This is a genomic window from Achromobacter sp. KK8, assembly GCF_054188005.1.
Window position 1 is genome coordinate 4,550,602 of sequence record NZ_CM135178.1, and the last position, 18,491, is coordinate 4,569,092.

Annotated in this window: 21 protein-coding genes; 8 read left to right on the forward strand and 13 right to left on the reverse strand. The window is 69.2% G+C overall.

Annotation, left to right across the window (positions count from 1 at the left end):
* Positions 1–10: 10 nt before the first annotated feature.
* Entirely contained in the window at positions 11–451 is a 441-nt protein-coding gene (locus ACVN9Z_RS21110; protein WP_049057944.1) for a type II secretion system protein N, read from the forward strand.
* Positions 452–471: 20 nt separating this feature from the next.
* Here ACVN9Z_RS21110 and ACVN9Z_RS21115 read toward each other — a convergent pair whose 3' ends face one another.
* Positions 472–951 (reverse strand): nuclear transport factor 2 family protein, encoded by a 480-nt coding sequence (locus ACVN9Z_RS21115; protein ID WP_006384449.1) that lies wholly within the window; start codon positions 949–951, stop codon positions 472–474.
* Between the two features lie 76 nt (positions 952–1,027).
* Positions 1,028–1,606, reverse strand: coding sequence for a TetR/AcrR family transcriptional regulator (locus ACVN9Z_RS21120; RefSeq protein WP_006384450.1), 579 nt, complete (start codon positions 1,604–1,606; stop codon positions 1,028–1,030).
* Positions 1,607–1,753: 147 nt separating this feature from the next.
* Here ACVN9Z_RS21120 and ACVN9Z_RS21125 point away from each other — a divergent pair, with 147 nt between their 5' ends.
* The gene (locus tag ACVN9Z_RS21125) at positions 1,754–2,011 is read left to right on the forward strand and encodes a DUF1488 family protein (protein WP_020927637.1); all 258 of its coding nucleotides are present in this window, start codon (positions 1,754–1,756) and stop codon (positions 2,009–2,011) included.
* On the opposite strand, the gene ACVN9Z_RS21130 is transcribed toward ACVN9Z_RS21125, so the two are convergent.
* Complete coding sequence (locus ACVN9Z_RS21130; protein ID WP_020927638.1) at positions 2,012–2,188, reverse strand: hypothetical protein; 177 nt, start codon at positions 2,186–2,188, stop codon at positions 2,012–2,014.
* Positions 2,189–2,574: 386 nt separating this feature from the next.
* Here ACVN9Z_RS21130 and ACVN9Z_RS21135 point away from each other — a divergent pair, with 386 nt between their 5' ends.
* Positions 2,575–2,724 carry a hypothetical protein gene (locus ACVN9Z_RS21135; protein ID WP_020927639.1) on the forward strand — a complete coding sequence of 50 codons (150 nt, stop codon included), beginning with the start codon at positions 2,575–2,577 and terminating at the stop codon, positions 2,722–2,724.
* A 96-nt stretch (positions 2,725–2,820) separates the two neighbouring features.
* Here the strand turns inward: ACVN9Z_RS21135 and ACVN9Z_RS21140 are convergent, their stop codons facing one another.
* On the reverse strand, positions 2,821–4,584 hold the full coding sequence (locus ACVN9Z_RS21140; protein ID WP_458212580.1) for a diguanylate cyclase: 1,764 nt from the start codon (positions 4,582–4,584) through the stop codon (positions 2,821–2,823).
* 186 nt (positions 4,585–4,770) lie between these two features.
* Positions 4,771–5,235, reverse strand: a complete 465-nt coding sequence (soxR, locus tag ACVN9Z_RS21145; RefSeq protein ID WP_006384454.1) for a redox-sensitive transcriptional activator SoxR — start codon at positions 5,233–5,235, stop codon at positions 4,771–4,773.
* 128 nt (positions 5,236–5,363) lie between these two features.
* Between soxR and ACVN9Z_RS21150 the strand changes: the two genes are divergently transcribed.
* A complete protein-coding gene (locus ACVN9Z_RS21150; RefSeq protein ID WP_006384455.1) occupies positions 5,364–5,771 on the forward strand; it encodes a DoxX family protein in 408 nt (135 codons plus the stop codon).
* Here the strand turns inward: ACVN9Z_RS21150 and ACVN9Z_RS21155 are convergent.
* Together ACVN9Z_RS21155 and ACVN9Z_RS21160 are read right to left on the reverse strand one after the other, a co-directional pair.
* Complete coding sequence (locus tag ACVN9Z_RS21155) at positions 5,768–7,321, reverse strand: sensor domain-containing diguanylate cyclase (protein ID WP_024068835.1); 1,554 nt, start codon at positions 7,319–7,321, stop codon at positions 5,768–5,770. The genes ACVN9Z_RS21150 and ACVN9Z_RS21155 overlap by 4 nt on opposite strands.
* 90 nt (positions 7,322–7,411) lie before the next feature.
* Positions 7,412–8,431: a tyrosine-type recombinase/integrase gene (locus tag ACVN9Z_RS21160; protein ID WP_458213520.1), complete on the reverse strand. Its 1,020-nt coding sequence runs from the start codon at positions 8,429–8,431 to the stop codon at positions 7,412–7,414.
* Positions 8,432–8,728: 297 nt separating this feature from the next.
* Between ACVN9Z_RS21160 and ACVN9Z_RS21165 the strand changes: the two genes are divergently transcribed.
* The 3 genes from ACVN9Z_RS21165 to ACVN9Z_RS21175 all read left to right on the forward strand — a co-directional run bounded on the left by ACVN9Z_RS21165 (position 8,729) and on the right by ACVN9Z_RS21175 (position 10,467).
* Positions 8,729–9,523, forward strand: coding sequence for a DUF899 domain-containing protein (locus ACVN9Z_RS21165; protein ID WP_006384458.1), 795 nt, complete (start codon positions 8,729–8,731; stop codon positions 9,521–9,523).
* Complete coding sequence (locus tag ACVN9Z_RS21170) at positions 9,520–9,831, forward strand: hypothetical protein (protein WP_020927645.1); 312 nt, start codon at positions 9,520–9,522, stop codon at positions 9,829–9,831. The genes ACVN9Z_RS21165 and ACVN9Z_RS21170 overlap by 4 nt, the downstream gene beginning before the upstream one ends.
* 177 nt (positions 9,832–10,008) lie before the next feature.
* Positions 10,009–10,467, forward strand: a complete 459-nt coding sequence (locus ACVN9Z_RS21175; RefSeq protein ID WP_020927646.1) for a DoxX family membrane protein — start codon at positions 10,009–10,011, stop codon at positions 10,465–10,467.
* Positions 10,468–10,512: 45 nt separating this feature from the next.
* On the opposite strand, the gene ACVN9Z_RS21180 is transcribed toward ACVN9Z_RS21175, so the two are convergent.
* From ACVN9Z_RS21180 to ACVN9Z_RS21195, 4 genes are all read right to left on the reverse strand, one after another.
* Positions 10,513–11,922, reverse strand: a complete 1,410-nt coding sequence (locus ACVN9Z_RS21180) for a 3-deoxy-D-arabino-heptulosonate 7-phosphate synthase (protein ID WP_458212581.1) — start codon at positions 11,920–11,922, stop codon at positions 10,513–10,515.
* Between the two features lie 74 nt (positions 11,923–11,996).
* Positions 11,997–12,806: an ABC transporter ATP-binding protein gene (locus tag ACVN9Z_RS21185; RefSeq protein WP_006385073.1), complete on the reverse strand. Its 810-nt coding sequence runs from the start codon at positions 12,804–12,806 to the stop codon at positions 11,997–11,999.
* A complete protein-coding gene (locus ACVN9Z_RS21190) occupies positions 12,803–13,576 on the reverse strand; it encodes an ABC transporter permease (protein WP_020927649.1) in 774 nt (257 codons plus the stop codon). The genes ACVN9Z_RS21185 and ACVN9Z_RS21190 overlap by 4 nt, the downstream gene beginning before the upstream one ends.
* A 5-nt stretch (positions 13,577–13,581) precedes the next feature.
* The gene (locus tag ACVN9Z_RS21195; RefSeq protein ID WP_024068839.1) at positions 13,582–14,595 is read right to left on the reverse strand and encodes an ABC transporter substrate-binding protein; all 1,014 of its coding nucleotides are present in this window, start codon (positions 14,593–14,595) and stop codon (positions 13,582–13,584) included.
* A 217-nt stretch (positions 14,596–14,812) separates the two neighbouring features.
* Between ACVN9Z_RS21195 and ACVN9Z_RS21200 the strand changes: the two genes are divergently transcribed.
* Positions 14,813–15,793 carry a threo-3-hydroxy-L-aspartate ammonia-lyase gene (locus tag ACVN9Z_RS21200; protein ID WP_054517446.1) on the forward strand — a complete coding sequence of 327 codons (981 nt, stop codon included), beginning with the start codon at positions 14,813–14,815 and terminating at the stop codon, positions 15,791–15,793.
* 27 nt (positions 15,794–15,820) lie between these two features.
* On the opposite strand, the gene ACVN9Z_RS21205 is transcribed toward ACVN9Z_RS21200, so the two are convergent.
* Together ACVN9Z_RS21205 and argH are read right to left on the reverse strand one after the other, a co-directional pair.
* On the reverse strand, positions 15,821–16,786 hold the full coding sequence (locus ACVN9Z_RS21205; protein WP_054444853.1) for a tripartite tricarboxylate transporter substrate binding protein: 966 nt from the start codon (positions 16,784–16,786) through the stop codon (positions 15,821–15,823).
* 53 nt (positions 16,787–16,839) lie between these two features.
* The gene (gene argH / locus ACVN9Z_RS21210) at positions 16,840–18,351 is read right to left on the reverse strand and encodes an argininosuccinate lyase (RefSeq protein WP_026384993.1); all 1,512 of its coding nucleotides are present in this window, start codon (positions 18,349–18,351) and stop codon (positions 16,840–16,842) included.
* Positions 18,352–18,491 lie beyond the last annotated feature (140 nt).

Genomic DNA, 18,491 nt, shown 5'->3' on the forward strand with positions numbered 1-18,491 from the left:
GCTTGCCGCCATGGCCTTGAACTTGCGTGTCGCCCCTTCCCACGTGGCCAGCCTGGCGGGCGCGGCCGCCCTGGTCGCCGGGCTGGCCTGGTGGGGCTGGCGCCTGAGCCAACCCGTCACGTCCGCGCCCGTCGTCGCGGTGCCGGCCGTCGCGGTGACGGAAGACGGCGCCGCCGAGGTCGCGGCCTGGATGGCGCCCGGTCCGGCGCGGCTGGATGTGCGGGTGGCCGGCGCGCTGGCCGGCGCAGGCCGTGGCGCGGCCGTGCTGTCGGTCAATGGCGGGCCGGCGCAGGCCTACGCCATCGGCGACCGGTTGACCCGGTCGGCGCGCCTGGTGGGCATCGATGCGCAGGGGTTGGTGGTCGAGCATGGCGGGCGCGAAGTGCGCCTGCCGTTGCCGGTGCTGGCCGGCGACGACGGCGAAGGCATCAAGCGCGTGCCGATGCCCTGACGCCGCGCCGCGGGCGCCGCCTACAGGCCCAGTTCGGACAGGCCCGGGTGGTCGTCCGGCCGGCGGCCCAGCGGCCAGCGGAACTTGCGATCGGCTTCCTGGATCGGCAGGTCGTTGATGCTGGCATGCCGCTGGATCATCAGGCCGTCTTCGCCGAATTCCCAGTTCTCGTTGCCATATGAGCGGAACCAGTTGCCGGAGTCGTCGCGCCACTCGTAGGCATAGCGCACCGCGATGCGGTTGCCGCCAAAGGCCCATAGTTCCTTGATCAGCCGGTACTCAAGTTCCCTGGCCCATTTGCGCGCCAGGAAGGCGCGCGCTTCATCGCGATTGCGGACGAATTCGGCGCGGTTGCGCCAGCGCGTGTCCAGGCTGTAGGCCAGCGCCACCTTGTCGGGGTCGCGGCTGTTCCAGCCGTCTTCGGCCAGGCGGACCTTCTGCACCGCGCTGGCGTGCGTGAAGGGAGGAAGAGGAGGGCGGGAAGCGGCGGGGGATGTCATGGGGGATACCTCACGGCAGGGGCACGGAAAGGCGTCGCGGCGAACCGGGACGGAAAGGGCAAGCGGGGCGCCACGGTCAGCCGGATTGGCCGAGCAAAGCGGCCGCGGCCCGGCCGGCGCTGTCGGCGATGGCGGGATCGCGCGTGACCAGCGCCACCGCGATCGCGCCATCGATGAGCACCAGCAACTGCGCGGCGGCCTCGTCGGGGTCCGGCAATGCGGCGGCGCGGGTCAGCGTCCGCACGTACTCCAGCAGGCGGGCCTTGTGCTCGCGCGCCACCGCCAGGATCGGGCTGGCCTCGTCACCGATCTCTCCGGCCGCGTTCAGGAAAGCGCAGCCACGAAAATCGTCGGTGCCGAACCATTCCCGCAAGGCGTCGAACATCGCCAGCAGCCGGGCGCGAGGGGCCTGCGCCCGCGAGCTGGCCGCGACGAACCATTGCATCCACCGCTCGTCGCGCGCGCGCAGCGCCGCCGCCACCAGGGCGTCCTTGTTCGGATAGAGCCGGTACACCTGCTTGCGCGCCACGCCCGAAGTCCTGACGATCAGGTCCATGCCGGTGGCATGGATGCCGCCGGCGTAGACGAGTCTTTCGGTCGCCTGCAACAGGCGCTGGCGGGTGTCCGGGGAAGGAAGGGCGGTATCCGAAGGCATGGAGAATGAGCGTTCTCTTCAAGGTTGCGCCATGTTAGAACGACCGTTCTCCCGCCGTCAAGCGCTGGAACAGGGCTTGCTGGCCGACAGGACACCCGCCGCGCGGCATGGCGGGTTCGATCCACCGGCCATATGGGAGCCCCCGCCATGAAGTTCACCAAATCCACGGGCGCCAAAGCCCAGGGCGATGCCATCGTTTTCAGCCTGGGCGTCAACGGCGTCACCCGCCAGTTCGAAATCTCGGGCGATGTGCTGCGGCGCCGCTTCGGCGCCCGCGACGGCAGCGCGGCCGAGTTGCTGCATGCGTTCGAGAACGGCGCGGACGCGGTGCGCGATGCGGCCAGCCAGGCGCGTTCGATTCCCACCGAGGGCGTCATCCCGCTGGGCGCGGGCGATTTCGACTGATCACGTCCCGGCCTCGCCGGTGATGACCGTCGCGGCAACGCCGGGATACGTTGCGGCCGCGGCCGCCACCGCTTCTTCCTGGGTCGCGTAGCGGCCGTCGTGCTCCTGCACGCCCATCAGGTCGATACGGCGAAATGTCCATTCGCGGTCGGCATGCTGAAAGACTTCGATGATCATGGGAGATCCTCGGCGCAGTGGTGGCGGGCCCGGCCGCCCGGGGCTGGCCCTGGGGGCGGTTCAGCCGCCAAAAGTGAGGGGGATCCACCGGCCAGCAAGCCGCATGCCGCCGCCCTGACGCGCGGTCCGAGCGCTCGCTTGCTATCAATTTGCTTGCAATATCTGTCAATTAATACTAAAATTGCATCATCGTCGCTCAAAAAATCGATGCGAAAAACAATCCGCCGCCCCGGCGGGTTATCACATCCGCGCCGACGTCCCCAGGGCCACGCCCTGGCGCCCGTTCCTGATGCCTCCCTCGCATTTCCGCCAGCATCCCGGGCGCGCTGGATACCCGAGTCGTGCGCCTGCGCGGGGCAGGCCGACATCGCCACAGGAGTACGCACATGTCCCAACCGATGAGCAAGAAATCGCGCTTCGAAGTTCCGCCGCTGAACTGGAAGGCGCCCGACACCCGTCCGGATCCTGAAACCCAGTCCCGCCCGGAAAACACCGAGGCCGCCCAGGACAAGAACGCCGCCCGCGTTCCCGCCTGACCCCCCGGCATTCCCATCGCCGCGTCGCTTGCCGACGCGGTTTTTTTTGCGCGGCCCCGGGATGATGCGGCGCAGCCGCGCCGTCGTGGCGCCCGGTCAGCCGACTTCGCCCGGCACGACCCGGTTCTTGCCGTCCATCTTGGCGCGATAGAGCAATTCGTCGGCGCGGCGGAAAAGGGCGTCGGCCGGCTCGGCGTTGCGCCAGGATGCGTAGGCCACGCCAAAGCTGGCGGTCAGCGTGAATACCGCGCCGTCCTGCGCCGTGGCCCGCGCCTGCGCGATGCGCCGCCGCATGCGCTCGGCCGCCTGCACCGCATGATCGGCCGCGCCGACATGGCAGAGCACGGCGAATTCCTCGCCGCCCACCCGCGCCACCACGTCGGCCTGGCGCCAGGTCTGGCGGCACAGCCCGGCCACGGTCTTCAAGGCCTCGTCACCGCTGGCGTGGCCATGGGTGTCGTTGATGCCCTTGAAATCGTCGATATCGAACAGGATGAAGGCCAGCACCGCATCGGTGCCGCGCCATTGCGCCAATGCCTGTTCGAGACGGCTTTCGAAGGCGCGCCGGTTCAACAGGCCGGTCAGGAAGTCCGTCTCGGCCATGACCGCCAGGTCCACGATCAGCCGGTCGCGCTCCAGCTCGGCCTGCCTGCGGGCCGCCGCGTTGTCCTTGAGCACGCTCAGCGCCTCGAACATGCCGTTGACTTCGCCGCGATATTTGCCGACCGGGATGGTGGCGGCTGGCGTGCCGTCGGCGATCGCGCCGATGATGCGGGTCGCCTGCACGAACGGACGGATCACGCGCCGCCGGAACTGCCGCAGCGACAGCATCAGCGCCGCCGCCAGCGCGGTGGCCGCCACCAGCGTGATGAGCAGCAGGCGCATCGCCTGGGCGCGGTGCGCGCGCATGCTCTGTTCCATCTGGTCCAGCATCAGGTCGCGAAACTGGCCGATGGCGTGCATCAGCGGCACATAGGCCGCGGCCAGTTCGCGGGTGGTGAGCCTGGCGCCGCCCGGTTGCAGCGCGGCCATGTCGCGCACCTCTTCCAGGTAGCGCATGCCCTCGTCGAAATAGAAATGCCGCATGTCGTTGTACGCCAGCGAGGCGCGCAGGTCCGGCCGCGTGGCCATGCGCGTCTCCAGCAGGTCGCGCAATTGATCGATGCGTCCCAGCACCCGTTCGATCCGATATTCATCCGCTTCGGTCAGTTGGCGGTGCTTGGCCAGCGCCGGCGTAAAGGCCGACCCCAGCAAGCCGGCCTGTTCCCGCAGTTCGCTGGCCAGCAGGGCCAGTGTCAGCAGGTTGGGCGCATCGGCCTCGTTCTGCATCACCACGCCGACGCTGGCGGCCATGGCGGCCTGCAATTCGGGCACCAGCGCCACCATGCCGTCGACCACGGCCTGCACGCGCAGGCCCGACACGTCGGCGCGTCGCGTGGCGATGACGATATCGGCCTGTTCGCGCGCCTTGAGCAAGGCGTGGCGGATACGCTGCACGTTGGTGAATTCCCTGGCGCTGTTGGGGCTGAGCGGCGCCCGGTACAGCGCCAGCAGCTCGGCGATGCTGGTGTCGCTGCGATCGCGCGCCTGCCGCAACGCGTCCAGCATCGGTTGGGCGACCGGGTAATCGGCGCCGAGCGCGGCGTTCATGGGGCCGCGCTCGGCCGACACCATTTCCATCGCGGCGACCGTGGCGCGCACCACGCCGAACGCCCGCATGGCATCGGTGCTGGCAAGATAGGCGGTGCGGCTCTGGATCAGCAGGATTCCGGTCAGGACCGACATCGGCAGCACCACGCCGGCCGCCAATATCAGGAAATAGCGTTCCAGCGACTTGATCGAAAATCTACTGCGCAACATACGGGTAAGCCGGCCTGATGCGATGTGACTGTGCGCGCAGGATACTGTAATTGCGCGGCCCTCAGGCCCGGCGCGGGCGGCATGCGCGATTATCTTTGGCGGCAACGCAACAGTATGTCAATCGAATACAGGCGGTTGCGCAAAGATATGAAATCAATTCGTTTCATTGCCGCGCGCCCACGCCAATCACGGCCGTTCCAGTATTCGCGGCCCCGGGCCCTCGCGGCCCAGCACGTCGTCGGGATTGCGTAGCGGACAGTCCTTGAGCGACAGGCAGCCGCAGCCGATGCAGGTATCCAGCTCATCGCGCAGCCGGGTCAGCTTGCGGATGCGCTCGTCCAGGTTCGCGCGCCATTGCGAGGACAACTGCTTCCATTGGGCCGGGGTGAGCTTGTTGCTGTCCTGCGGAAAGCGCGCCATCGCTTCGCGGATTTCCTCCAGCGGAATGCCGGTGCGTTGCGCGACCTTGATGATGGCGATGTAGCGCAGCACGATGCCGGGAAAGCGGCGCTGGTTGCCATCGCTGCGCGAGCTGTGGATCAGCCCCTTGGATTCGTAGAAGTGGATGGTGGACACCGGCACGCCGCTGCGCCGGGCGACTTCGCCCACTGTCATGACGCGCGTGATATCGATCGGCTTGTCGCCACTCATGGGTGTTGACCTCAAGTTAGGTTGAGGTCTTATAGTCGCTCGCGCCAGATTTGGCAACCCGGTCCGGTGCGCGCGGCCCCTTTTGCCGGCGCGCCGCGCCGGGCGTATCCGCCACCAGGAAAGCACCCATGCAGCTCCCGCAGCACCTCGATTCCCTGCTTCAGAGCAATTGGCTCTGGTTCATCGCCCGGCTCTGCCTGGCGGTGGTGTTCATCGCCTCGGGCGCCGCCAAATTGATCGATTTCGAGGGCGGCGTGGCCGAAATGCGCGCCGCCGGCCTGGAGCCGGCGCGGTTCTTCAACATCGCTGTGGCCGTGCTGATGCTGGCGGGGTCGGCGCTGATTCTGGCGGATCGCGCCGTGTGGCTGGCGGCCGCCGCGCTCAGCGTGTTCCTGGCCCTGACCATCGTGATCGTGCACGCATTCTGGCGCCTGCCGGAGGCGCAGGCCAAGCTGGCCTTGTTTTTCGCGCTGGAGCACGTATCGGTGATCGGCGGCCTGCTTTGCGCCGCCATCGCCAGCCACGCCCGGAGCTAGGGCGTGCCGTGCAGCACCACCCGGTTGCGGCCCTGCTGTTTGGCGGCATACAGCGCGGCATCGGCGGCGTGGAAAGCCTGCAGCACCTCCGGTCCACTGGTCGGCCATTGGGCCACCCCGGCTGACACCGTGATGCCGCCGACGAGGTCGATTTCGCGTTCGGCGGTGCGTTGGCGCAGCCGCTCGGCCACGATCACCGCCTCGGTCGGCGCCACGCCCGGCAGCAGGATGAGGAATTCCTCGCCGCCGTTGCGACAGAGGATGTCGCTGGGACGCGAGCAATCGCGCATCAGTTGCGCCACGTCCTGGATCACCTTGTCTCCCACCGTGTGGCCATACGTGTCGTTGACGCGCTTGAAGTGATCGATGTCCAGCGCCACCACGGCAAAGGGCGTGCCGGCCGCCTGCAGGTGGTCCACCGCGTCCTGCGTGCCGCGCCGGTTGCGCAGGCCGGTCAGTGGATCGGTGATGCTGGCCAGGTTCAGCTTGCCGATCTTCTCCTGCAGGCTGGTGAAGCTCCAGATCACCGCGCGCTTGAGGCGTTCGGCCTCGAAATACCAGGCCCTGACGGATTTCACGCGCTGCATCGCCACCGCCACGTCGTGATGCTCGACATTGGTGGCCAGTTGCGACAGCGGCAGGGATATCTGCCGGGCGCACCACCAGATGGCCAGCAGGAACACCACCGCCAGCGGCGCGGCGTATCCCAGCAGCGCCCACAGCAGGTCGCGGATCGGCTCCAGCGTCACCGCGGTGGGCCGCTGCGCCACCACGCCCCAGCCGCTGGCAGGCACCGGCGCGTAGCCGGCCAGCATGTCCACGCCGCGCGAATTGGTCACCCGCCTGGCGCCGGCCTGGCCCTCGATCACCGCCTCGATCACCGGATTGCCCGTCACCACCTCGCCGACCCGCGCCGGGTCCGTGTGATAGATCAGGCGGCCGTCGCCGTCCACCACGTAGAGATAGGAGCCGTCGGTGTAATGGTGGCGCCCCAGCAGGTCCTCCAGCGCGCTTTCCTTGCGCAGGTGCAGGGTGCCGGCGACATAGCCCAGATAGCGGCCATCCGTCGAGAAGATCGGGTACGACAGGTTGATCAGCAGATTGCCGGCGATCGATACGTAGGGCTTGCTGATGGCCGGGTGGCGCGCCTGCAACGCGGCGCGGCTGCCGGGGCTGTCGACCCGGGTGCCAAGGAAACTGCGGAAGTTCTGCGTCGTCGCCAGGATCAGCCCGTCGGCGCCGACCACGCCCACCGAATTGAAGTTCTCGCTCTGTTCCTGCACCCGCAGCACTTCGGCCGCCAGCAGCCCGGGCGAGTCCATGTGCGCGGCGATATGGCGCGCGCTGTAGCCCAGCTGGCGCTGCGCCGCCTTGAGAAAGCCGCCGGCGCTTTCCGCCAGCTTGGCGGCGTAGACCCGGTTCGATTCCAGGGTATTGGCGATGAGTTGTTCGCGCTGCAGGCGGTAACTCGCATACAGGGCGTTGGCGGTGGCGGCGATGGCGCTGAACACCGTGAGCGCGAGCACCAGCCCGCGGAGATTGATTCGCATGGAAGACACAGCAGGCTTGGACCTCGGGCACGCGCAGCGCCCCCCCGGGCGTCGGCAGCCGCAATTGTATTCAAGTGCGCGCCGGGCGGCTCAGGCGTCGGCGGGCCGGGGCGGCGGGGCGGGCCCGTCCTCGGCGTCGAGCAGGCGCGCCGCGCGCGATTGCGTCGCGGCGCCGGCGCGGTGGTAGCCCATCACCGTCGCCACGCTGGCGTGGCCCGTCATGGCCATGGTTTCCGCCAGCGGCACGTTCTGGCGCCCGGCCTCGGTGACGAATCCCGACCTCAGGCTGTGCGCGGAAAAGGCCTCGTCCAGTCCCGCCAGCCGGCTGCGCTTGACCACGACGTCACGGACCGCCGCGGCCGCCAGCGGCTCGCCGATCACGCCTCCGCGCCGCACCCGGCGAAACAGCGGCCCCTCGGTGATGCGGGCCGCGGCCAGCCAGGCATCCAGCGCGAGCGCGGCGGCGCCAACGATGGGTTTGATGTTGTCGGCGCGGGCGGCGCCGCCCTGGTTGGTCTTGGAATGCGCCAGCGCGTACAGGTAGCCCTGCGGCGTGCGCAGCGTATTGGCGGTGGTGGCGCGCACCACTTCGGAACGGCGCCGGCCGCCGCTGGCCCAGGCAAACAGCAGCAATGCACGGTCCCGCAAGCCCTCGAGCGAATCGTCGCAAGTGTCCAGCAGCGCCTGTAGCGGCGCCTTGGTCAGGGCCGGCTTGCGCACGGGCAGGGCGCCGCGCCGGGCGTAGGCGCGCCGGGCGCGCGCCAACAGCGTGGCCACCTGTTCGTTGCGGCAGGGGTTGACCAGATCCTGCAGGGCGTGCGCTTTCGACAGCACCGCGATGCGGTGCAGCACCGTATTCAGTGAAAGCGGTCCCGGACGCGCCTTGACGCCTTGCGCCACCAGGCGCCGGTCGATGTCGTCCGGCAGGCCGTGCCGCAATCCGTCGGTTCCCTGGACTTGCAGGTGGTCGACCACGAACCGCACCACGGCGGGCGCCGCCACCGGCAACGCCAGGGGCTGGCCGAAGCGCAAGGCGAACCAGGCCGCCCAATAACGCATGGCGGCCCGGTAGGCCGATTCGGTATTGGCCGAACTGCCCTCGCGCAACAAGGCGCGGACCGCGGCCTCCGTGGCCGGGTCGAGGGCGGACGGATCCAGGGGCGCGGCCGCCGGCGACGGCGCGGCGGGCAGCGGGAGCGGCGAGGGCGGCTGGAGGGGGGGCATGCGATGGCGCGGCTTCACGGCCGAATGGCTGAACCGCAATTGTGCCCGATCCGCCCGCGCCGCCGGCGGCAATCGCGCCAGCATTGTTACTCCCCGCCTGGCGGGTTCCCGCGGCACCATGTCAGTCAGAAGGCGCGGGCATGCCGCCGACAGCATGCGCAGACGGAAACCAAGGAGAGGACGATGACTTCACACAGGATAGGGACGCGCCAGGAATGGCTGGCGGCGCGGCTGGCGCTGCTGGACGCCGAAAAGCGCCTGACGCGCGCCAGCGACGAGGTGGCGCGGCAGCGGCAGGCGCTGCCATGGGTGCGCCTGGACAAGTCGTACCGTTTCGATACGGACAGCGGCGCCGCGACCCTCGCCGACCTGTTCCAGGGGCGGTCGCAGTTGCTCGTGTATCACTTCATGTTCGGGCCCGACTACAAGGCCGGTTGCCCCTCGTGTTCGTCGATCGCCGACGGTTTCAACGGCATCGTCACGCACCTGGCCCACCACGACGTCATGCTGTGGGCCGTGTCGCGGGCCCCGCTGGAGAAGCTGCAGGCCTACAAGCACAGGATGGGCTGGACGTTTCCCTGGGCCTCGTCCGCCGGGAGCGACTTCAATTTCGATTTCAACGCCTCGTTCACCCCGGCCCAGCAGCAGGCGGGCGTGGAGTACAACTTCCGCCGCGACGACCCGGTCATGCAACTGGCCACTGCCGCGCAGCCCCCGGCGGAGTTCGTGACCTGGGCGGGCACCACCGGCACCGACCTGCCCACCTATATGCGGGAACGCGAGGGCATGAGCGCGTTCGCGCTGCAGGACGGAGAGATCCACCACACCTATTCCACCTATTCGCGCGGCACCGATGCCATCTGGGGCATGTACGCCTGGCTCGACCGCGCGCCCAAGGGCCGCAACGAGGACGGGTTGTGGCTGCGCCGGCGCGATGAGTATGGCGGCCCCGGGCCGGCCGGGAGCGCTGGCACATGAACGGCGGCGGGCACGGCACGGATAGCGGCGCCGGCCTGCATGGCGGCAGCCGGGCGGCGGGGATCGCCGGCGCCTTCGCGGACCGGCTCGCCCTGGCCGCCACGCCGGTCTTCGCACTGATGGCGTTGCTGGCGGCCATGCGCGAGGCCGGCGCCATGGCGGCGCTGTGCGGCGCCGGCGCCTGGCCGTTCGATGGCATGGCGTGGATGTATGCCTTGATGAGCGTCTTCCACGCCGCGCCCTGGCTGCGGCGCCTCGCGCGGCCGCCTCGCGGCATGCGGCATCCGCCTTCCGGCGCGGGTCGATGACGCATTCCGGAACCAAAGCCGCGCCCAGCGGCTTTTTTTGTTGACCTCAACCTAACTTCAGGTTTTACAGTGCCGAACCCTTTGTTCGGCAAGCCCGGGATCGCTTCGGGCTTTGTGCCCCTTTGCCCATCCGCACCATGGGAACGGGGATCCCTGTTGTCTTTTGGAGTTTCGTGCATGCATCAACGCATCGGGCAGGTCTTGGACGGTCACTGGCTTTGGATCTGCGCTCGCATTCTGCTGGGGCTGGTGTTTCTTTGTTCCGGCCTGGCCGGGGTCTTTGACGCCCAGGGCGGCCAGTCGCTCGCGGGCGCTGGCGCGTCCGGATCGGGGCGGCTGCTCCATATCGTCACGATCGCCGTCCAGGTCTGCGGCGCCGTACTGATCATGCTGGGGCAGCGGTTGTGGCTCGGCGCGGCGGCGTTGGCGGCGTTGCTGCTGGCGACCCTTTTCGTGTTCCATCCGTTCTGGCAGTCCCCCCAACCCCTGGCCGAATTCCCCATGCACTGGGCGTTGAAGGACGCAGCCCTGATCGGCGGGTTGATGGCGGCGGCGATTGCGGACCGGCTCAGGCAGCGGCTGCGCACGGCGCTGGAGCTCTATGCCGGCGTGCCGCCGCGGCAAGCCGGGCGGTGACGCGCAGCCGGCGGGCGCCTTGTGTCTTGCCGCGCGACGGCGTCATCAGGCCGGAGCGGGGACCACCGCCGCCAGCAGATCATCCGGATGCACCATCAGCGACCGTGCCCGTTCGCGCATGGCTGCCAGCCCCAACAGGGGGTGCCAGCGCGCCGCGCGTTGCAGGTCGAGCCAGAGTGGCTCCAGCATGTCCGCATCGAGCGGTCCGCCCTCGGCCAGGGCGGTTGCGTAGGCCAGGCTGGCCGGCGCCGACAGGAGTTGCATGCGGCTGGCGGCGTTGAGCGGCGCGAACGGGCCGTCGGCCGGCGCGTCGCAGCAGTACAGCACCGCGTCGGCCAGCGCCGCCTCCCGCGTGGGCAGCGTCGCCAACGAGGCGCCGCGCACCTGCACCCGGCCCTGCTGCGTGGCAAACGCATAGACCGCGCCGGATTGGGCGCGGGCGAGCAGGCGCAGGCCGCGCAGCAGGCGAGGCAGGTCGGTCGTGGCCGCCTCGACGGAAGCCTTGGCCTCGACCACCAGGCAGATGTCCCACAGCGGCGGGCAAGAAGCGGGTCCTTCGGCGCGGCGCAACAGGACCGCATCCCACTCCGTTTTGGCCCGGTCGGCGTCGGCGGCGAGTTCGGCCGGCACCCGCAGCGACGTCACGACACGATAGCGGGGGGCCGCGGCGTTCCCCGGCCCGTCCGGGGCTGCCTGCGCCCGCGTCTGGTCGAGATATCTGGCCACGGCTTCCAGCGCGCGCGTCGCCAGCACTTCCACCGCGACACCCCGTTGCCGGGCGAGCTGGCCCTGGGCGCTGGCCTCGTCACTGCCGGCGCGGGGACCTTGCTTTTCGCGGATCGATGTGTACTGCCGCACGCGGGGATCCTGGCTCAGCGCATCGATGCGCTCCAGGCGGGCCAGGGCAGGGGACTGAAGCAGCGCCCGCAGCGCGGGCGCCAGGCCTTCGGCGTGCTTGACCTCGGGCAAGGCTTCAAGCGCCAGTGCGATGCGGCTCATGCGCGGCCATGCCGCCGCCGTGGCGGCGGCATGCAGGTCGGCCAGCAGGGCGCGCGCCGCATCCGTGGCCACGCGCGATGGCTTGCGCGGGTGTGCCAGGGCGTCGACCGCCGTGCGCAGCTGGCGTCGGTCGCAGGCCTCCTGGCGGCGCAGGGCCAGGAATTCGCGCACCTGGGAATAGCGGTGTTCCAGCACCATCGCCTGGAATGCGGGATCGCCATCTTCCGGCCGCAGGGCCGCGCGCACCAGGCTCGCGAGCGCGGCGATGAAGGCCTCGCGCAAGGCGGGGTCTGGCGGTTGGCCCGCGGCCCGCGCCGCCTGCAACTGCTCGATCGCCCGCGCCAGCGCGGCGCCCGGCCCGCAGTCGGTCGCCAGGGCGGCGGCCCGCGGGCGGGGGATGCGATAGCGCCGCGCCACGGTGTGCAGCAGGGCGGAAAGCGGCGAGGCAGGTGGCATGGACGGCGGCGGAGCGGGCAATCCCCAACTTTACCGCCATCGCGGCCCGACCATGGGGACCGGCGGCCGCCGCGTCAGAACGGCGTTTCGATCGTCTGGCGCGCTTCTTCGCGGACCCGGTGCAGGATGTGCCGGCGCATCTCGCCGACCTGCCGGTCGAGCGCCAGCGCCTCGATGTCGCGCGGGCGTCCGGCGGGCACCGCCAGGTCCTCGACGATGCGCCCGGGCCGGGCCGACATGACCAGGATCCGGTCGGCCAGGAACAAGGCTTCGTCGACGTCGTGCGTCACGAACAGCACGGTGGGGCGGGTCGCGGCCCAGATGTCGCCCAGCAGTTCCTGCATCATCATGCGGGTCTGCGCATCGAGCGCGCCGAAGGGTTCGTCCATCAGCAGGATGCCCGGATTCAGGATCCAGGCCCGCGCCAGCGCCGCCCGCTGCTGCATGCCCCCGGACAACTGCCAGGGCGCATGACGCTCGAATCCCTTCAAGCCCACCCGGCGCAGGTACTCGCGCGCCTCTGGCAGGTAGTCTTGCGGACTCGCGCCCGCCATGCGTGGGCCGAAGGTAATGTTGTCCAACACCGACAGCCAGGGGAACAGGGCCGGCTTCTGGAACACCACGCCTCGCCCGGGGCTGGGGCCGCGCACTTCGCGTCCATGCGCCAGCACCGCCCCGCGGGTGGGCGGCTCGAAGCCGGCGACCAGATTCAGGATGGTCGACTTGCCGCAACCCGAAGGCCCCAGCAGGCAGACGAACTGGCCTTGCGGAATCGCCAGCGATACGTCTTCCAGGGCCCGTGTGCGCGCCTCGCCGCGCCTGCCGGACAGTCCGAAGTCCTTGCCCGCGCCGCGCAATTCGATCACGTTCTGCGGGATGCTCATGCGTCTTTTCCCGTCCAGGGGGCGAAGCGCTTCTGCGCCGCCAGCAGCAGGACGTCCAGCAGATAGCCGATCAGGCCCAGCAGCACGATTCCCAGGATGACGACGTCGGTGCGCAGGTAGTTGCCGGCATTCAGGACCATCCAGCCCAGGCCGGTATTGGCGGCGACCAGCTCCGCCGCAATCAGCGCGGTCCAGCCGATGCCCAGCGACAGCCGCACGCTGGTGAACAGTTCCGGCAGGGTATGCGGCAGCACGACGTGGCGGAACACCTGCGCGCGGCTCGCGCCCAGCACCTGGGCCGCGCGCAGGCGCGCGGCGCTGACGCCGCCGACCGCGGCGGCGGCGCCAACCAGGATGCTGAGGAAGCTGGCGATGAAGATCAGGAAGAACTTGGAACCTTCGCCGATCCCGAACCAGACCACCGTAAGCGGAATCAGCGCGATCTTGGGCAGCGGCCGCAGGAACTGCACGAAAGGATCAAGCACCGCCGAGAGGGCCGGCGACATGCCCATCAGCAGGCCCAGCGGCACGCCGATCACGATGGCGGCCGCGAATGCGACGCCCGCGCGGGCCACGCTGGTGGCCGTGTGTTCCCACAAGGAGGTCTGCTGATAGCCGTGCATGGCGACGTCGACGGCGGTGCGCAGGACCTCGGACGGGGGAGGCAGCAGCAGCGGGTCCGTCCACCCGAATCGGGCCGACAACTGCCATGCGATCAGCGCGAGGGCCACCGAGGCCGCGCTGATCGCGTAACGATATGCCTGTTTCATGCCGCTCAGTTCCCCGCCTGCCGCAGAAATGACGCATTGTTGAACGGCACGAAACTGGCCGGCACGCGGGTCGACTGCAGCTGCCCGGCCTTGACCAGGAACGCGGCGGTCTCGGCCTGGGCGCGGGCAATGCCGGAGGGCGCGCCGTCGGCGCTCGCGCCCAGGTATTCGGCGGAGAGCAGTTCCGCGATGGTCGGATACTCCATCCCGCGCAGCGCGGTGCGCACCGAGTCCACGGGCTGGTCGAGCGTGGCGGCGATGGTGGCGGCGGCCCGCTCGGGGTCCTGCCGGTATTCCTCGACCTTTTTCTGGTAGTTCTTCAGGAACGCGGCGACCAGTTGCGGGTACTTGGCGGCGAAATCCTTGCTGACGACGAAATTGTTGTAGATGAGCACGCCGTCCTTGCGCAGGTCGCCGGTGGAAAACACCACGTGGGCACCGTCCGCGACCAACTGGGCCTTGGCCGGATCCCAGGCGTAGGCGCCGTCGATGTCGCCGCGCTTCCAGGCCGCCACGATCTCCGCCGGCTTGAGCGGCACGAGCTTGACCTTGGCGCGGTCGGCATGGCCGCGGTCGAGCAAGGCCTCCAGCGCGTACTGGGCGGTCGAATTGGGCGGGTAGGCGATGGTCCTGCCTTCGATTCCCTTGACGTCTTTGATGTCCGCCCGCACCACCAGTTGTTCGGCCGTGGTGATGATTTCGGGCACCGAGATGAGTTCGATCGGCAGGCCCTGCGCGTACCCGGACACCGCCGGATTGGAGCCGAAGCGGGCAATGTCGATCTGCTTGCTGGCGAACAGCGCGAGCACGTCCGCGCCGGTATTGAACTGCACCCATTTCACGGGCACGCCGAGCGCCTGGTCGAACGATTTGTCCGCCTTGCCCAATACCCATACGCGCGGCGCGCCGGCCCAGGCGAAGCGCACTTCCGCCGGCGCGGCCGTGGTGTCGGCGCTGGCGGTTGCCGCGAGGGTCGCGGCCGCCAGGCCGAACAGGAGTTTGGTCGTCAGGGATTTCATGGATGGCTTCCTGCAATCAGAAAAGCCGCAGATTGTGGGATGTCTTTCCGCTCGGGGAAACTACCGAATTTTCATAAACATAGAGTTGCGCGCGAGACGCGAGCGCCGGCCATGGCATGCCATGCCGATATGAAAAGAATGTCGTTCACGCCCCGCGCCGCGCTTGCTATGCTGTCCGATCCGCCCGTTTTCCATTGCGCCGCCGCCCGCCACCTTCATGAGTCCCCCCTTGCTGCCCGATTTCGAGGACGTGGTCGCTGCCGCCGACCGCCTGGCCGGCCACGCCCTGCGCACGCCGGTGCTGCGCTCGGCGGCGATGGATGCATGGGTCGGCGCCGAATTGCACTTCAAGTGCGAGAACCTGCAGCGTACCGGCGCCTTCAAGTTCCGCGGCGCGTTCAATGCGCTGGCGCGCTTGGACGCCGGCCAGCGCCGCCGCGGCGCCGTCGCGTTTTCGGGCGGCAACCACGCGCAGGGCATTGCGCTGGCGGGGCGGATGCTCGACATCCCGGTCACCGTGGTGATGCCGCGCGATGCGGCTGCCTCCAAAATGGAGGCAACCCGGGCCTGCGGCGCCCGCATCGTCCTGTACGACCGCCGCGCCGACGATCGGGAAGCCATTGCGCGGCGGCTGTCGGAAAGCGACGGGCTGACCCTGGTTCCTCCTTATGACCACGCGGACGTCATTGCCGGACAAGGCACGGCCACGCTCGAATTGCTCCAGGAGACGGGTCCGCTGGACGCGCTGTTGTTGCCGCAGGGCGGTGGCGGCCTGCTGGCGGGCGCGATCCTCGCCGCCGGGCGGCTCGCGCCCCAGTGCCAGGTCTACGGCAGCGAGCCGGAGGCCGGCGATCACGGCCGCCAGTCGCTGCGGCGCGGCGCCGTGGTCCACATCGCGCCGCCGGAAACCATTGCCGACGGCGCCCGCGCCCAGCACCTGGGCGCGCTCACCTTTGCGTTGATCCGCGACGGCGCGGCTGGCATCGTGGCCGTGCCGGACCGCGCGCTGATCGAGGCCATGCGCATGTTCGCGCAGGCGATGAAACTGGTGGTCGAGCCCACCGCTTGCCTGGGCCTTGCGGCCGCGCGCCATGGCGGCCTGCCGCTGCGAGGCAAGCGGGTCGGCGTGGTGGTAACCGGCGGCAATGTGGACCTGCCGCGCTACCTGGCGCTGCTGGGCGCGGCGGACGACGCCTGAACCGCCAGGCGCGTGCGCACGCGGCCATCAATCGATGGTCGCGCCCGACTGCGCCACGATCGGGGCCCATTTTTCGCGGGCGCTGCGAATTTGCTGGCCGAACTCGGATGGCGTGGACGCCAGGGGCGTCGCGCCAATGCTCAGGATCTTCGCGGTCGTGGCCGGCTCCCGCGAGATGTCGGTGATCGCCCTGGACAGGATCGCCAGCGTTTGCGCGGGCAGGTTCTTGGGCGCCACGACGCCGAACCACACCTCGACGTCATAACCCGGCACGCCGGCCTCGGCCATGGTCGGCACGTCCGGCAGCAAGGGCGAGCGCCTGGCGCTGGTTACGGCCAGGGCGCGCAGGCCGCCCGCCTTCACCTGCGGCAGGGAACCCGGCAGGTTGTCGAACATCAACTGGATCTGGTTGGCCAGCAGGTCGGCCATCGCGGGCCCGCTGCCCTTGTAGGGAACATGCGTGAAGGACGCGCCGGTCATCGCCTGGAACAGTTCACCCGAAAGATGGTTGGTCGTGCCGTTGCCGGCCGAGCCCATGTTCAGGCTTGCGGGCTTGCCCTTGGCATAGGCGACCAGTTCCGCCACGCTGTTGGCCTGGACCTTGGGATTGACGACCAGGATGTTGGGTACGCTGGCGAACAGCGCGATGGGGGTGAAGTCCTTGTCCGGGTCGAACGGCAGCCGCTTGTATAGGGAAGGGTTGATGCCCAAGGTGCCTTCGGTGGCGAACAGCAGCGTGTACCCATCGGCGGGCGCCTTGGCGACGAGGTCCGTGCCGATATTGCCGCCAGCGCCGGGCCGATTGTCCGCCACGACTTGCTGGCCGAGCTTTTCCGACAAGCGGGCCGCCAGTACCCGGCCGAGATTGTCGGTGCTGCCGCCCACGGCGAACGGGATGACCAGGCGGATCGGCTTGGTCGGGTAGGCATCCGCGGCGGCGACGGAAGAAAATGCCAGCGCCGAGGCGGCGGCAAGCGTGATGGCAAGCTTCATGAGGGAACCCCTTGTACCGTTGTGTGGCAGGAATGGAAGCGTCGGGATGCGCCTTAGCGCGGCGGCGCCGAAGCCAGTGCCGCGAGCTCTTGCTTGAGCGTGGCGCGCGCGGCGGCGACGGACGCGCGCCGCGCCGCCGCCTGCGTCCTGGCCGCCTCCAGCGCGCCACGCAGTTCGGCAATACGCTGGCTCGACAGGACCGGCGCGGGCCCGCCATGGGCCGAACGGGCTTGCACGCTGGCCAGTGGATCCAGGCATCGCCGCACCGATGCCGCGTCCAGGCGGATGTCGCGCCCGGTCTGTTGCGAAGCGGCGGCGTTGACCATTGCCGCCGTGATCTCGTCAGCCGCCAGGTCGGCATCGAGGGCCTGGCGCACCACCGCGCCCACCGCATGATGGGCCTCGCGGAACGACAGGCCCGACTCGCGCACCAGGGCGTCGGCCAGGTCGGTCGCGGTCGAGAAATCGGTTCTGGCCTTGCGCAGCATGGTGTGCTCGACAGGTTCCGCGGCATCCAGCACCAGGCGGAACAGCGCCAGGCAGCGGATGCACTCGTCGGCGCTTTCCCAGAAGCTGCGCATGCTTTCCCTGTTGCCATCGCCGCTATGCGTGAAGTGGGTGCCCTTCACCGCCGTCATGGAGGCGGTGAACAGCGCGATCAGGTGGCTGGTCTTGCCTTTCAGATACTCCACCACCACGGGGTTCTTCTTCTGCGGCATGATGCTCGACGTGCCCGCGACGCGATCGGGGAAGTGGATCAGCCCGAACTCGGGGGTGGCCCATACATAGAAGTCCTGGGCGATTCTTCCCCAGGTCAAGGACGCGATGGTCATGGCCGACATCAGTTCCCAGGCGAAGTCCCGCGACGCCACGGCGTCGAGCGAATTGGCCACGCAATGGCCAAAGCCCAGCAGCCGCGCGGTGTCCTCGCGCCGGATGGGGAAGGTCGTGCCCGCGAGCGCGCCGGCGCCGAGCGGACAGGCATCGATGTGGGCCAGCGCCTGCTCGATGCGGGCGGCATCGCGGGCAATGGCGTCCGCGGCCGCGATCAGGTAATGGCCGTAGGTGATCGGTTGCGCCGATTGCAGATGCGTGTAGCCCGGCATGACCACATCGGCGTATTGCTGCGCGCGCGATATCGCCACTTCGCGAACGTTGTTCAGCGCATCAAGCACGTCCAGGCCGGCATCGCGCGCCCGCAACCGGTCGTGGGTGGCGAGGATGTCATTGCGGCTGCGCGCCACGTGCAGGCGGCCTCCCGCGTCCGCGCCCGCAAGGCGCATCAAGTGCGCTTCGTAGTTGAAGTAGGCGTCTTCACGCTGCGGGTCCAGCGGCACCGCCGCGGGTCCGTCCCGTTCCATTTGCTGCAGCGCCTGCGCCAGGCCGATCGCCGATGCCCGAGGCATCAGGCCAGCGCGCGCCAGCATGAGCAAGTGCGCCTGGTTGATGTCGGAAAGATAGTCGAAACCGCTGCTGAACTCGCGGTTCAGGCGCGGCAGGTAGATGTGGTCGCAGACTTCCTGGGCGGTGGCTTGCTGCAAGCGGCGACTGACCTTCGATTCCATGCTTTTTCTGCTCCTTCTGCGCGTGCAGGCTGCCCGCTGAGATGGGAATGCAGTATGGAAATCGAACATCATTACGTCAAATGACAGTATTCCGCCTGCGCATGCAATTTTGATATGCTGTGCGGCCCGAGGCAGGAGAA